The 14,221-nt window shown below is 68.0% G+C and carries 11 protein-coding genes, 1 tRNA gene and 1 pseudogene; 9 read left to right on the top strand and 4 right to left on the bottom strand.

Going from position 1 to position 14,221, the window contains the following annotated elements:
- Positions 1-64: 64 nt before the first annotated feature.
- Both QDR37_RS00420 and QDR37_RS00415 read right to left on the bottom strand, forming a co-directional pair.
- Positions 65-814, bottom strand: a complete 750-nt coding sequence (locus QDR37_RS00420) for a phosphatase PAP2 family protein (protein ID WP_279711564.1) — start codon at positions 812-814, stop codon at positions 65-67.
- A gap of 703 nt (positions 815-1,517) precedes the next feature.
- Positions 1,518-2,177, bottom strand: a complete 660-nt coding sequence (locus QDR37_RS00415; RefSeq protein ID WP_279711563.1) for a hypothetical protein — start codon at positions 2,175-2,177, stop codon at positions 1,518-1,520.
- Between the two features lie 305 nt (positions 2,178-2,482).
- Here QDR37_RS00415 and mraY point away from each other — a divergent pair.
- From mraY to QDR37_RS00395, 4 genes and pseudogenes are all read left to right on the top strand, one after another.
- Positions 2,483-3,585 (top strand): annotated as a pseudogene (gene mraY / locus QDR37_RS00410) (phospho-N-acetylmuramoyl-pentapeptide-transferase).
- 366 nt (positions 3,586-3,951) lie between these two features.
- The gene (locus tag QDR37_RS00405; RefSeq protein WP_279711562.1) at positions 3,952-5,184 is read left to right on the top strand and encodes a site-specific integrase; all 1,233 of its coding nucleotides are present in this window, start codon (positions 3,952-3,954) and stop codon (positions 5,182-5,184) included.
- Positions 5,185-5,367: 183 nt separating this feature from the next.
- Complete coding sequence (locus tag QDR37_RS00400; protein ID WP_279711561.1) at positions 5,368-6,663, top strand: PQQ-binding-like beta-propeller repeat protein; 1,296 nt, start codon at positions 5,368-5,370, stop codon at positions 6,661-6,663.
- Positions 6,663-7,202 (top strand): hypothetical protein, encoded by a 540-nt coding sequence (locus QDR37_RS00395; protein WP_279711560.1) that lies wholly within the window; start codon positions 6,663-6,665, stop codon positions 7,200-7,202. Before QDR37_RS00400 ends, QDR37_RS00395 begins: the two co-directional genes overlap by 1 nt.
- A 246-nt stretch (positions 7,203-7,448) precedes the next feature.
- Here QDR37_RS00395 and QDR37_RS00390 read toward each other — a convergent pair whose 3' ends face one another.
- Positions 7,449-8,540, bottom strand: coding sequence for a hypothetical protein (locus QDR37_RS00390; protein ID WP_279711559.1), 1,092 nt, complete (start codon positions 8,538-8,540; stop codon positions 7,449-7,451).
- A gap of 152 nt (positions 8,541-8,692) precedes the next feature.
- On the opposite strand from QDR37_RS00390, the gene QDR37_RS00385 reads away from it, so the two are divergent.
- From QDR37_RS00385 to QDR37_RS00370, 4 genes are all read left to right on the top strand, one after another.
- Entirely contained in the window at positions 8,693-9,442 is a 750-nt protein-coding gene (locus QDR37_RS00385; RefSeq protein ID WP_279711558.1) for a hypothetical protein, read from the top strand.
- A 225-nt stretch (positions 9,443-9,667) separates the two neighbouring features.
- Positions 9,668-10,003, top strand: coding sequence for a DUF4190 domain-containing protein (locus QDR37_RS00380; RefSeq protein ID WP_279711557.1), 336 nt, complete (start codon positions 9,668-9,670; stop codon positions 10,001-10,003).
- Between the two features lie 176 nt (positions 10,004-10,179).
- Positions 10,180-10,617 (top strand): hypothetical protein, encoded by a 438-nt coding sequence (locus QDR37_RS00375; RefSeq protein ID WP_279711556.1) that lies wholly within the window; start codon positions 10,180-10,182, stop codon positions 10,615-10,617.
- A 986-nt stretch (positions 10,618-11,603) separates the two neighbouring features.
- Positions 11,604-12,884, top strand: coding sequence for a PQQ-like beta-propeller repeat protein (locus QDR37_RS00370; protein ID WP_279711555.1), 1,281 nt, complete (start codon positions 11,604-11,606; stop codon positions 12,882-12,884).
- Between the two features lie 239 nt (positions 12,885-13,123).
- Here QDR37_RS00370 and QDR37_RS00365 read toward each other — a convergent pair.
- Positions 13,124-13,196, bottom strand: a tRNA-Asn gene (locus QDR37_RS00365).
- A gap of 102 nt (positions 13,197-13,298) precedes the next feature.
- Between QDR37_RS00365 and QDR37_RS00360 the strand changes: the two genes are divergently transcribed.
- On the top strand, positions 13,299-14,186 hold the full coding sequence (locus QDR37_RS00360) for a histidine kinase (RefSeq protein ID WP_279711554.1): 888 nt from the start codon (positions 13,299-13,301) through the stop codon (positions 14,184-14,186).
- Positions 14,187-14,221 lie beyond the last annotated feature (35 nt).

Raw genomic sequence — 14,221 nt, 5'->3', positions numbered from 1 at the left:
TCCTGTCGACGGGCGGCATCATCGGTGAGACCGTGAGACCGAGGCCCGGTGCTGCACCTCGGGTTCAGGCGTGCGGTAGCGCCGATCGGCCTCGGCGTCGAGCCCAGGTCGCCTCGAGCCGCGCTTGGATGCGGCGCCCCCGAGCACTGTCGAAGGCGGCCGAGACGAGCAGCGCCACCCCGAGGACAACGCCGAGGCTGGCGAGCACGTCCGTGGGGAAGTGGTCGGCCAGGTACACCCGACTCACTGCCACAGCAGCCGCGTACGCGAGGGCCACGAGTGCGGCGACGACCCGGAACCGCCCCGTGCCGACGAGGGCGAACCACACGATGAGCACGATGATCGCTGCCGTGGCGGTGTGGCCGCTCGGGAAGCTCGCCGACCCGTCGGGGGCCGCGAGCTCGAGCGACGCCGGGGGACGCGCCCGGTCGACCGCCGCCTTGATCAGGTACACGGTGCCCCAGGCCGTTCCGGCGGTGACGAGGAGCTGCGCCGCCGACCGCAACCGTCGCCGGATGAGCAGGATGACCAGCCCGACGGCAAGGGCGGCGAGTCCGACGACTTCCTTCGCCGCGGCCGTGAAGCCGAGCGCGAGCGCGGTCCCGATCGGGGAACGCCAGTGGGAGAGGGCGACGTCCACGTGGAGATCCCGGCGCCCGAGTTGCGGCAGGTGGACGAGCAGGCCGACGAGCAGCACCGCGAACAGTGCCGCGAGGCCGACGAGGACCCGCGTCCAGGGCGAGCGGAGCGCGCGGGCCGCCTGTTCGGCCAGATCCGCGCCGGCTCCGCTCTCGCTCCAAGGCATCGTCACCATGACACGTCCTTCCGGGCGGCGGGATGCCGACCCGTCACCCAGGGTCCGTGCCGCGTCAGGAGAATCGGTCGAGACGCGCCGACGACGGGGCGTTCCGGATCCATGACCGGCTGATCACCGGTACCGCCGTGCGGGCACGGTCGCAGCCGGATGAGACAGCATGCGCGTCTGCTCCTGGAACCCGGTGGCCTCTCCGGCGACGTCCGTGGGTTCGGCCGCGTTCCGGACCCGTGCTCGAACTGCTCGTCGCCCTCAGAGGGCCGCGCCACCAGCGGCGCGGCGGGCGGCGCGAATCGGGTGGGGCAGGGCCGACCCGAGGTGGCGAAGGAGCACGGGTGCGACGCTCGGTCGCGATTCGGCTGCCGCCGCTTCACGACCCGCGAGAGACCACGAGGGGCGGAGACCGCCAGCTCAGTGAGCCGGCATCGACGACGGGGATGTGTGCACGTCATGAGCAGGCGGCGACGCTCACATAGGGCGGGATGCGGCGTCGTTCCAGCCGCGAAGTGTTGACGAAGTGCCCCACGCAGATCAGCCTTTTCAAAGAAGGGCTGATCAGGAGGAGCTGTTGCTCCCCGACCTGGACTCGAACCAAGAAGCCGCCGAGATGGTTCCGCGTCCACTGGCGCTCATCGAGCTGTGAAGCCGTAGAGAACGCCGGAGGGGCGGCCAGCAATGCTGGCCGCCCCTCCGATCGAACGGGTCAGTTGTCGCCGTTGTCCATCGAGTCGCCGTTGACAGCGGTTCCGGCGGAGCTCACGGGCGCCGTCACGGAGACCTTGGTGCTGCTCGACGAGCCATCGCCCTGGTGGTCGGTGGAGTCGCTGTTCTGCTGGTCGCTCTGGTCGCCCTGGTGGTCGGTGGAGTCGCTGTTCTGCTGGTCGCTCTGGTCGCCCTGGTGGTCGGTGGAGTCGCTGTTCTGCTGGTCGCTCTGGTCGCCCTGCTGGTCGCTGGAGTCGCTGTTCTGCTGGTCGCTCTGGTCGCCCTGCTGGTCCTCGCCGGACCCCGAGGTGGTCGATGACGTGGACTGGACCGGCGTCGAGGCCGCGGTGTCGGTGGGCTCCGGGCTGGCGGTGTCGGTGGGCTCGGCGCTCGCGGTCTCGGTCGGCTCCGCGCTCGCGGTCTCGGTGGGATCAGGAGCGGCCGTCTCCGAAGGGTCCCCGCTCGGCGTGCTGGTCACGGTGTCCGAGGACGGCGTGGTCGGAGCCGGCGCGGGTGCCCCGATGAGCACGTGCGCGCTGCTCTGCAGGTCGCTCGGAAGCACGCCGGCGTAAGCAGCGGCACCCGTGCCTCCCACCGCGATGAGACCGGCCGAGACGGCGAAGACGGCCTTCCCGGCGACCAATGAGGTGAACAAGGACATGAATTCTCTCCCCCAAGAGAAAGTGGTGAAGCCGCACGGAATTTCGGTCGGCCTCGCGAAGAATAGGAACTTCTACAAATGAAGTCGAGGATCTTTCCCGATCTGGGGGTGTCGGCGCCTCGCGACTTCGAGCAGTGGCGCAGCGTCACCCGTGGCTCCGACTGAGAACGAGGAGCGTTCGGGACTCGTACTCCTGCCCGGTCGCAGAGTCACCTGACCCGCCGCGCTTCCTGCAGGAGGGGTCGGTGGGGACGAAACTACGCTGACCACCGGGGCGGACCTGCGGGGTCGACCGTGGAGGGGTGTTGCTCGGGATCCTCGTGGCCGGCGGAACGGCGCTGCTGTTCACCCTGTTCGTCACCCCACTCTTCGCCCGCATGATGAGCCGCCTGCGGTGGGGGCAGCCGATCCGCGTCGACGGACCGGTCACGCACCAGACCAAGCAGGGCACCCGAGCATGGGCGGCGCCGTGATCATCCTCGCCGCAGTGCTCGCGTACTTCGCCGGCGCGCTGTCCAGCCGACGTCCGGTCGCGGCGAGCGCCCTGCTCGAGCTCCTGCTGCTGGTCGGGCTCGGACTCGTCGGATTCGTCGACGACCTGCTGAAGGCCCGCAAGCGGAACAGCGCGGGGCTGAGCGGCTGGGCGAAGATCGGCGGGCAGACGGTCGTGGCGGCCGTCTTCGCCGTGCTCGCGCTCCTCACCCCCGCACGGCGCGGCGTCACCGCGGTGAGCGAGACGATCTCGGGATTCCGCGACACCAGCTGGGACTGGGACCTCTCCCACCGGTTCGGGCCGGCCGCTGCAGCGATCGTGTTCACTGTCTGGATCGCGCTGATGGTGCTCGGCTCATCCAATGGGGTGAACATCGCCGACGGGCTCGATGGGCTGGCTCCGGGCGCGGCGTTGATCTCCTTCGCGTGCTACCTCGCCATCACCTTCTGGCAGTTCGAGCAGGCCTGCAATGCCAGCAACATCCGCCTGCAGAACGTCTACAAGTGCTACGCCGTGCGTGACCCGCTCGACCTTGCGATCGTCACGGCGGCGATCACCGGCGCACTTGTCGGGTTCCTGTGGTGGAACACCGCACCCGCGCACATCTTCATGGGCGACACCGGGTCCCTCGGCCTCGGTGGCGCGCTCGCCGGGCTCGCCGTCCTCACGCGCACCGAACTGCTCCTGCTGATGATCGGCGGACTCTTCGTCATCGTCACCGGATCCGTCATCCTGCAGCGCGCGTACTTCAAGGTGACCCACGGGCGCCGGATCTTCCTCATGAGTCCGCTGCACCACCACTACGAGCTGAAGGGATGGGCCGAAGCCACCGTCGTCTCCCGCTTCTGGATCATCGCGCTCGTCTGTGCAGCGTCGGGAACGGGCGCCTTCTACCTCGACTGGGCCCTGCATTGATCAGTCCCCGTAGCCAGACCTCGAGAGGCGTGACGAAGCCAGGGCTCGTGGTGGGTCGCTCCGGGAGGTGCTCACTCCGCACGGAAGGAGAGCGCTGGGGACGCCGATGAGGAGAGGGTGGCGTCGTTCGTGCCGGTGCGCGCCGCCCCGACGAGGTAGCCGAGCGAACCGGCTGCAGCGCCTCGTGTTGACAACGCGCTGAACGCAGATCAGCCCTTCCGAAGAAGGGCTGATCAGGAGGAGCTGTTGCTCCCCGACTTGGACTCGAACCAAGAACCTGCCGGGACGGTTCCTGACCGTTTCGTGAGATAGCAGGAGTTCGAAGAAGATCGCTCTGACCAGGGGTTGTCCTTGGAGCGTGTCATCGTGGAATCACTCGAGATGTCAGAAATCTGCACTCAAAGTGTTGACGAAGTGATGACGAACGGAGCGGTCGTGGCCAGGACGGTGCTGTCCCTCGGTGAGCACGGACGGATCGGGGTGTTCAAGACGGCCGGCCTGTGGCGAGCTCGAGTGCGGATCCGCGACTACGACGGCGTCATCCGTCAGGTGCAGGGCGCGGGGCGCTCACGGGATGCCGCGGAGCGCGCACTTCAGCGGGCCCTGCGAGACAGACAGATGTCCGCGCTGGGGGACCTGCTCTCGCCTCGCTCGAAGTTCTCGGAGGCTGCCGAGAAGTGGTACTCCGAGCTCACCGAGCTCAGTCCGTCCACGATGCAGGCCTACCGCGTGCGGCTCGACAAGACCGTGCTGCCGGCGCTCGGCAACGTCCGGGTGCACGAGCTGTCGGTCGGGCTCATAGACCGGCACCTCAAGGCGGTGAAGACGCGGCACGGTGCCGCGGCCGCGAAGCAGACCAAGACCGTGCTGTCCGGCGTCTGCGGGCTGCTGGCTCGCCACGACGCCATCGCCACGAACCCCGTCCGCGATGTCGCTCGTGTCTCGACCCTGCCGAAGCATCCGCCTATGGCGCTGAGCGTGGCGCAGCTGCGGGATGTCGTGACCTGGTTCCGCGCGGACGAGGTGGCGCAGTCGCGGGACCTGCCGGACCTGGTGGCCTTCCTTGCCGGCACGGGACTTCGCATCGGTGAGGCGTGTGCCCTCACGTGGGCGGACGTCGACCTCGAGGAGGCGACGGTGCACGTGCACGGCACCGTGCTGCGCATCCGGGGCGTCGGACTCGTCGTCGGCGCCACGAAGTCCCGGGCCGGTCAGCGCACGATCGAGCTGCCCAGCTGGCTGGTCGAACTCCTTCGAGCGCGTCGAGGAGAGGCCGACCGCCCCGTCTTCCCTGCACCGCTCTCGGGCGGCTGGCGCGACCCGTCGAACACCTCGCACTGGGTGAAGGACGGCTTCATGTCCATGGGGTTGTGTGACTTCACCTCGCACACGTTTCGGAAGAGCGTCGCCAGCATCTTGAGCGATTCAGGCGTCAGTCCTCGAATCATGGCGGACCAGCTCGGCCACGCGAGGCCGTCGCTGTCGCTGGACGTCTACCTCGGCCGCAGCAAGCGGGTCCGAGGGGCGAGCGGCGCCCTCGAGCAGGTGGGCGCAGTCGAGGGAGCTGCTCGAGCCGAGCCTGTCCACAGTCCCGACTGAGCGGCCACGGCTTCCGCCGTGCGCGTTAGGGTCGCCTCACCCCCCCCGTACTGCTCTCACCCAGGAGCCTTGATGCGATTCCGCATGTCCTTGTCGACGTCCTACGAGTCGCACTCGCGTGCAGCGGGAAAGGGGGGCGATCGCGGTCGCGGCGCGAGGCGCCGCTCCGCTTGGGGTCGAGCAATGACTGCGTCGGCGGTCCTCGCGTGCGCTGTGCCGCTCCTGCTCGCCTCGCCGGCGGGAGCGACGACCGTGGACCAGTGGACCGCGAGCAGCGGTGACTCCGGGAACGCCGCGACGAACGCGGGGGAGACGGTGATCACGGCGAGCCGCGCGTCGCAGGTGCACACCGCGTGGACCTCGACACTCCGGTCCGCCACACCGTACGCGCCCGTTGTCCTCGGCGGGGTCGCCTACCGGGTCCTCACCACCGGCAACACGAACGACCCGTCCACCTTCATGGCGACGTCGGCCAAGACGGGAGCCAAGCTCTGGACGCTCGCTCTGCCCGGCGGCGCGGACTACATCCAGGGGATGACCGCGACGAGCTCCAAGGTGCTGATCTCCTTCATCGGCAGTACGCATCCCGGGGGAGTCCTCGCTGTCGACACGGCGCATCACAGCATCGCCTGGCGTAGCGCCCTGCCGGCTTCGACGATTGCGGGCGTCGACGCGTCATACCCGGAGCGGCCTTGTACCGACGGGTTGCGGGTGTACGTGCCCGGCTCGAGCAACGTCATCAACGCGTATCGCCTCACCGACGGGGCGCTCCTCTGGAAGGCGCCGATCACCTTCAACAGCAGCGGCGTGCAGAACCGGGTCGACGGGCTAGCCGTCGGGAACGGCTTCGTCTTCACGAGCGGCGAGGAAGGTGTCATCGCCTACAACTCCGGCACCGGGAAACGCAGCTGGCGCAGCGCCAAGGGGACCTGGGGCGCGCCTGTCGTGGCGGGTGGTCGTCTCCTCGCCTCATCGGTCACGGGCATCGAGGCGCTGCCGGCAGCGGGCTGCGGCACCTCCACGTGCAACCCGCTCTGGAGCACCTCGGTGAGCGCGGCCGACTACACCGGCGCGACGATCTCCGCGGCGGACGCGTCGTCGGTGTTCCTGACCTACCGCACTACACGCGCCGGCGGCCCGACCGCGTGTGCCAGCGGTTACATCGGTCACGTGGCACGACTTTCCGCCAGCACCGGGCACCTGCAGTGGACCACCTCGGTCGGCGACTTCACCACCGGCCTCGTGCACGGCGGCAGCACGATCTGGCTTTTCAACGAGTACCTCAACAGCAGCTGCGTCTACGCGGAGCGGATCCTCGCCTACTCAGCGGCGGCCACAACCGCCACGCCGCTCGCACGGCTCGACCTGCCGTCGAGCTACGGCGGCTACCCGCAGACACTCGCTATTGCTGACGGCACCCTGTTCGGGCAGACATGGGCGGGCGGCCGGCTCGTCGCCTACCGGATCCCGAACACCTGATGCCTCCGCGCGACCGCCAGCCGCTGCGCGAGCAGCGCTTCCGCTTCCTGACCATCGCCATCGCCGGCGCCGTCGGCATCACGATCGTCTACGTCGTTCAGGCGATCGGCCATCATCGGCCGATCAGCCCGATCGCCCTGCTGATCGCGGTCCCATTTGCACTCGTGATCGGCGTGCCGGGCATCCTCATCGGCCAGCGGATCGGGCGCGGGATCGTCGGCGACCGCATCGAGGTCGCCTTTCGCGAGCCCGGCACGACGAAGTGGCGCCACGGCCGCCTCACGATCAGCCCCGGTCAGGTCACGTTGGAGCGATACCGGTGGCAGGTCCGCATCCCGAGCGGCGACCGCCGCGAGTACGGGGTGACGGGGCTGGATGACACCGGCCAGCGCCCGTCGCTGCGTCAGATCATGTCGGTCAACCCGCAGTTGCACATCGCGGTCCTCCACACCACGGCCGGAGACCTCGAACTCGCGGCCTTCCCGAGTCGGATCACGGAGTTGCAGAGACGGCTCGGGGAACCCGGAACGGGGTCCTGAGACCAATCCCGCAGCCGGGTTGGACGGTGGCACCGGGCGGGCGAGGCAAGTCGTCCCCGTGTGCCACTGAGGCCCCGGCTCGCTCTCAATACCCGTCTCTCGATACTCCTATTGAGGTGACAGGTTTCGAGACGCGTGCTGCAAATCGAAGGACGCGCCTGGCGTCCTGCGGACCGATCTCTGACTCCCTCACGCTGCTGTTCCATTTCGAGGACCTTCCCAGACAAACGCTGCGACCGCTCCCGGTCAGGACTGTCCAGCCAGCCTGGCCATCAGGTTGACAGTGGCGAGAAAAGACCAGAAGACCCAGTCGAGGTAGTCCTCGCTGTAGTCGGTACGCTGTCCGTCGCGCTGGTGCCGAATTGCGTAGTTGTTAGCGATATCGAAGAGGGCGGACTCGTCCTTGCTGTGCACCGCAGTTCTCAGCTCCTTCCGCTGCCGCTCCAGTTCACCCGCGAGCAGGTTGAGGGCGGATCGCTTCTGCGGCAGGGATGCGTCTCTCTCCCGGTACAGCCGTACTGCTTCCGCTGTGGCGGTCGGAGCCGCGGAGGAGTCCGACGCCTGCGCTTCGGCTAGCGCATCGAGGCCGGAACCGAAGTGGCGCACTAACCGTCCGCGCTCAGCGCCGCGCTGACCCAACCGCAGTGGCACGTCATGCCGCGCGAGCACCTCGTTCATGCGCCAGCGGTAGACGGCGCCCCCAGCTGCGCGATCGGGGTCGTGGTAATGAGGCCCGCACTCGCCATACTCGTGAAAGGTTGCAGTGCGGGGCCGCTGCGCGCTGTCGTGAAAGAACTCGATGAGAGTGAAGACCGTCGGATCCTCCATGAAGTCCACGTCCGCTTCTGACAGAGGCCAGGTCATCTTCATGTGCGTGGCCTCCTGTATCGATTGCGTAACTCGGTCGTAGTCCGTGGGGTTGTCGACGCACTCTCGCGGCATCAGGTTCGGAAAGTAGCCCTCGTCCTGAAACCGGTCGATCAAGCGCACGACGTCACCCGCGAGAGGGTGAAGCGGGGATGCGGACTGCGCTCCGACGTGACCATTTCGTTCCGCCCAGTAGCGCGGCGGTACGTACGGGCGCAGACGGGCCTCGTCCTCCAGAAGAGTGAACAGCCACGGGCGTGCGCTCATCGGAACAGTTCCGCTCGCGAAGGGTCCAAAGGATGCGCCGGTGTCGTCCCTGAAGCGGATCGCAACGTCGCTGTCGTGGTACGCCTCAACCAGCAGGTGAGTGATGGCGCTGGCCACCTGCTCGTCGGGCAATTTCACGACGCGTTGCGCCTCCCACTCAAACAAGGCTTTCGGCCAGGTCAGCGCGTACTCGGGGTCCACCACGGCGGCCAGGGTAGACAGTCGTGCGCTATCCGCTCCAAAAGCGGGTCGGCGAGGCCCAGCGGCCCTCGGCCAGCGGATCCGTTTCGAGTGTCTCGCCTTGCTCGTCAGCAGCGCGGGGACGCGGACTACGCTCGTTCAAGGGGGTAGTAGACGTGTCTAGCGGGACCGCCGGCACTGCCCCGGCTGACCTGTCGGCGTACTGGTCGACGGTCGCGCAACTGTGTCCAGTTCTCGCTCTCGGCCTCATCCTGGAACTGAGGAGAAGGGCTCAACGCCCTCGCGATCGTGTCCAGCGTTTCGTCGATCCGCTAGCAGTGCTCTGCGCGATCCTCAGTTTGGTCGGCACGTTTGTCGTGGCTCTGTACGTCCTAGCGACCGGCAAGGCGGTCACCTCGCCGGAAAGCTCCGTGTGGTCGCTCGCGTACGTCCTCGTCGTTCTGACGGTGCGGCCAGCGCTGTCGCTACTTGGCGCCGGCGCCTCACCCATAGTTGCAGTGGCCGCGCGGTTGCTGCCCTTCACCCCGAGAGCACGCCAGCACCGCGAGTTGCAGCGACTCCAGCGCCGCCTCGAGCGACTCATGCTGGATTCGCTCGACAGCCTGGAGGGGTTCGAGGCTCGAATCGCGCGGGTGCGCGCCTCAGTGGATGAGATGCACAAGCACAGCGGACTTTCTGATAGCGACCTCGGGCGAATCCGCCGCGAGGTGGATTCGATCGAAGCCGACCTTCCGGAGGGCGAGGACCTGCTCGCCGACATCGTGGAGCAATTCGTACAGGTCGAGGACCTCCGCCGTCGGACCTCGGCCACCCACTTCTCCGAGGAGGACCGAGCAGAGTTTGATCGCCTGTGGCGCGAGGCAGCGGATATGGAAGGACGGCTGAACGACGAGCAGAAGGACTGAGCGGGATGCGCTGCGCAAGCGGGATCGAAGTTGCGGCCCCAGCCGTCCGTCCTCCTAATAGTGCTGGGGCGACCCGGACGCGGTTCGAGGTAGCGGACTAGGGTGCGCCTGTGGCGCCTATCGCCTCAATCCTCGAAGGCCACTTCGTCTTCTGGGGGGTGGCGAGTTGGTGGGTTGTCCCCTGTTCGGGGGGTGGTGCACTCGTACGGGTTGAGGAGAATCGCTGTGCTCGGCGTCGACCCCCGGACGTCGCATCACCCAATGCATTTGGAGCATCTGATGGCGAACTCGCCTGCATACGACCAGCCCTCGACTGCCCCCGCATCGTCCACGCGATTCAACGTGATGGCGATCCTGGCAATCATCTTCACGTTCGTTTTCTCCCCGGCTGGCATCGTGCTGGGGATCATCTCGCTGTCACAGATCCGCCGCACGGGCGAGCGCGGGCACGGGCTGGCGATGACGGCGCTGATCCTGAGCGTGATCTTCCTGCTGCTCAGCATCGTCATCGATGTGGCGGTGCTGCCGCACATGCTGAGCACGGCCAGCACCGTCAAGTGAGCGAACCGGTGCCAGCCGGGCAACCAGAGCCCGGCTGGTATCGCGACGGCCCTGGCGCAGGCGACCTGCGGTGGTGGGACGGCGGCACGTGGACTGACCACCGTCGGTCCGATGCCCCTCGGCCCGGCGCGGTGCATCAGCCACCGCTGCCACCCGGTACTTCGACGAACACCTGGATGAACTGGGTGCTGGTGCTCCTGCCGGCGCTCATGCTGCCGGTGTCGCTGCCGCCGCTGCTGTCGTTCCAGACCTTCGCCCACCAGGCCGCCACACTCCGCGCTGACCCGAGCCATCCGGCCCTGCCTGCCGGGCTGCTCGTGACCATGCTCACCAGCCAACTGCTCGGCCTAGTCCTGATGGCGGCCATCGTGGTGCTGTCCTATTTCGACTGGAAGACCCTCCGCGCCCGCGGCATAGCTCAACCATTCCCGTGGGCATGGAGCTTCCTCAGCGTCGTCTACGTCGTCGGCCGACAGGTCGTCGTCCACGCCCGAACCGGGCGGGGACTGGCAGCCCTGTGGGTGTTCCTTGCCGGCTACGCCGCCGTCACCCTCGTCTACCTCGGCATCTTCGCCAGCGTCTTCGGCACAATCTCCACCACCACGCACCCGTAGTCCGCCCCTTTGGCGAGCGCGCCGAAGAACCCCGATCCTTTGTGGGACGTTGGGGGGCGGACCAGCAGCGTCTTTCCTCCTCTTCATTCGTGGCGCGTCAACGCCCACTTGCGGCTTTCACGTGGGTTACAACGCGCACGGCTCGCACCGAGCCCATGGACTCCGCGAGTTGCGGCCAGGCGTTGGTTTTATCGACCTTCCGTCTCTTGAGGACTCTGCACCCACCGCTCGACCATCTCGTCAGGTTACGAACAGCAGGGGCCCGCGCCAGCGACCACGCCGGTCGCTGCGAGCCACCGGCACGCATTCAGCGGTTCACCCCTCGGCGGCACACCCCTCGCAAGACCCCTCGCAAGACCCCTCGCGAGGTGCCTCGTCGGGTGCGATGGGTCTTGCGAGGGGTTTTGGTGCGTCTTGCCCTGTCCTGGCCTGCCACCTCGGCTGGCGCCGCTTCCGAACCACCCACACACAACTTGAAGTTGTGAGCGGGTGGTTCGGAAGTACAGGTGGCAGGCCAGGACAGGGCAAGTGAGTTCGGTGGTCAGTGTTGGTTGAGGGGACGCGGAGTGGTGCTGAGGAGGGAAGGAAGGTGGATGAGCGTAGGACGGGGAAGCGAGCGGAAGGGAAGGAAAATGAGGAGGTGCGAGGGGGTCAATGGGTGGCGAAAAGGATAGGGGAGAGGTAAGAAGGCGGAGGGAGGGGGGAGTGTTAGGAGGCGGAAAGGGAAGGCGATGGGCTGTGTATGACCGACGAGTAGATGGGGCTGCGCCTGATCAGGCTTGTGTGATCCTCCTAACGGCGGCATCCGGTCGTAGGCATAGGTGATCACTGCTTGACCCCGTTGATCGCGCCCTCTAGGAATAGGTCAACCCGAATCTTCCGAGGATGATGTGCGCCCTTCGCCCAGCCCTGCCCGACTCCGCGCTGCACTTCGCCCGAGCAAAGCGGTCGCGATAGCTGCCACAGCGCTTGCAACTGCCATTCTGTTGGTCGGTCTCAGTGCCGCAACCGGTGCAAGCGCCTCCACCGTCCCCGCGGATCGGTGGGCGACGAGTTCCGGTAACGCCGGTAACGCGGAGGTCAATGCGGGAGAGACCGCGCTCACCGCATCGAGTGCGCCGTATGTGGCGTTCCGGTGGAAGCTGGGCGTCGACGCGGGCATCTACGAGCAGGGGCCCGTCATCGTGAACGGTGTCGCCTACATGACCTCGGACTGGACCATCACGAGGGCGCCGTCGCTGCTCGCCCTGAGCGTGAAGACCGGCGCAGTGCTCTGGACGCTGCCGATACCCCCTGACCTCCTCCCTGAGCACGGGATGACCGTGACGGGCAATCGACTACTGATCGGCTACCGCTGGGGCGGCCCGACCTATATGCACCAGGCGACTCCCGGCGGGGTGATCGCCATCGACCTCTCCACCCGGCGCATCGTCTGGCACAGTGCGCTGCCGTCCGAGAACGGCAGCAGTACCGAGGCGCTCCAGCCCTACAGCGACGGCAAGCAGGTGTACGTCAGCGGGGCCCAGAACGCCGTCGTCGCCTTCCGCCTCTCGGATGGGAAGCTCCTCTGGCACGTGCCCGCGCCGCAGAACCCGCGCGAGAACCCTCCCGCGATCGACGGCATGGCCGTGACCGGAGGGCAGGTGTTCGTCGTCGACGGAGAGGGGCTCGTCGCGTTCGACGGGCTGACGGGCAAACGGTTGTGGTCGTCCTCGGTCGCCACCGGTGGCCCCGTCGCCGCGGACGGCAGGATCTTCGTGATGACCTTCTCCGGGGTCTCCGAGTTCTCCGCGGCCGGTTGTGGAAAGTCCGTGTGCAGTGCGACCTGGTCGACCAGGATCCCGCACCACACGCTCCCGCAGTACGTCTTCCTCATGTCGGCCGACAGCGCGAGCCTCTTCGTGACCTACAACACCCAGGACGGCAGCACGAACGGTTGCTACGGCACCGGGTACAACTCCCTGGCCCGGCTCTCGGCACGCACGGGGCAGATTCTGTGGAGCGCGAGGCTGGGTCTCGGGGTGCGCGGGGTCGTTCACGCAGGAGGCCTTCTTTGGGCGATCGAGGACATTGCGGCTGGTCCCTGCGACTATCCGTACGCACGGCTCATCGCCGTGTCGGCCACCTCGACCACAGCACCGAGGGCACTGCTGCAGATCCCCCTACCCGACTACGACCTCGCCGGGCAGCAGCTCGCGGTAGCCGGCGGCACCGTCTTCTACAAGGCGGCCAACATCCTGCGCGGAGCGCGAATCAAGGGGCAGTGACGGAACGAAGACGGGCATGCCCGTCGGTTGCCAGTCGCTGACGTGCTGGAAGCGCGCGCCGGACCAGCCGGCTGGCTTCGCCTCGTCGGGGGTGGGCGTGCCCGACACGCACGGATGGCGGACGCTCAGCCAAGGCGGCCTGAGTCGCCGCACCGACACCAAAGTGGTGACGAAGTGATGACGAAGCGCTAAACGCAGATCCGCCCTTCCGAAGAAGGGCTGATCAGGAGGAGCTTTTGCTCCCCGACTTGGACTCGAACCAAGAACCTGCCGGTTAACAGCCGGCTGCTCTGCCAATTGAGCTATCGAGGAATGCGGACGGGGCGATGTCGCGCCGGAACAGTGTAGCGCGGTCCGGCGCGGCGCTCCCCGTCCTCTAGGGCGGCGCGTCGCCGCCTGCCTAGACTCCGCAGCGTGCAGATCCTCCCCCTCGCTGCGCTCGTCGCCGGCGTGCTGCTCGTCCTGACCGTCGTGCTCCTGCTCCTCTGGCTCCGCTCGGCCCGAACCGTGCGCCGCCTCCGTGCTGAGCGCCACGCGACCCATGCCGACGCCGCCCGCCTCGAGCTCACGATCGCCGACCTCGCGGGCCGGCTCCGCATCATCCGCGAGCTGCTCGACGTCGGCGTACGGCAGGTGTCGAGCATGGTGTCGCACGCCGAGGGCGCCGCCTACGCCGCGTCCGGCGACCCCGAGGTGGCGGCGCGTACCGCGCGCGGCATCGTCGAGACGGGGCGCAGCGCCCTCGCCGACATGCGTCGCGTGCTCACCCTCGTCCGCGAGAGCGATGCCGACGACGTGCCGCAGCCGCAGCTGCGCTCGGCGCGGGAGCTGCTCGACGTGATGCGCGACCTCGGGCTGCGGATCCGCTTCGAGGAGATGGGTGAGCCGTACGAGCTCTCGAGCGCGGCCGAGCTGGCCGTGTACCGCACCCTGCAGGAGGCGCTCGCCAACTGCCTGCAGTACGGCGGTCCCGGCACCGAGGCGCACGTCGTGTTCACCTGGACGGCGAGCGGCCTCGCGGTGCGCGTCGACGACGACGGCCTCCGCAGCGCGGTGCGTGCCCAGAACCTGTCGCCCGAGGAGGAGGCGGCCGAGCTGGCCTACGGCATGGCGGACGACCTCCGCGCCCTCACGCAGGAGATCACCGGCGCGGGCCTCAACGAGATGCGGGCGCGAGCGGCGGTGTTCGGCGGCACGGTGACGGCGACCGAGGTGCCCGGCGTCGGGTTCTCGATCGCCGCGACCTTCCCGACCATCCGCCACCACAACGGCGTGCACGGGGTCGACCTCAGCCGGCGCTGACACCGGCGCGGAGCGCGGGCCGAGCAGCAGGCCGA

This window comes from Amnibacterium sp. CER49 (assembly GCF_029846255.1).
GTDB lineage: Bacteria > Actinomycetota > Actinomycetes > Actinomycetales > Microbacteriaceae > Amnibacterium.
Note: the sequence above shows the minus strand (reverse complement) of the source record. Positions and strands in the feature narration are given on the sequence as shown.

Bases quoted from the DNA above. Each gene is read 5' to 3' on its own strand.
- QDR37_RS00420 (WP_279711564.1), bottom strand. From the start codon at position 814: ATGGTGACGATGCCTTGGAGCGAGAGCGGAGCCGGCGCGGATCTGGCC.
- QDR37_RS00395 (WP_279711560.1), top strand. From the start codon at position 6,663: ATGCCTCCGCGCGACCGCCAGCCGCTGCGCGAGCAGCGCTTCCGCTTC.
- QDR37_RS00375 (WP_279711556.1), top strand. From the start codon at position 10,180: ATGAACTGGGTGCTGGTGCTCCTGCCGGCGCTCATGCTGCCGGTGTCG.
- QDR37_RS00400 (WP_279711561.1), top strand. From the start codon at position 5,368: ATGACTGCGTCGGCGGTCCTCGCGTGCGCTGTGCCGCTCCTGCTCGCC.
- QDR37_RS00415 (WP_279711563.1), bottom strand. From the start codon at position 2,177: ATGTCCTTGTTCACCTCATTGGTCGCCGGGAAGGCCGTCTTCGCCGTC.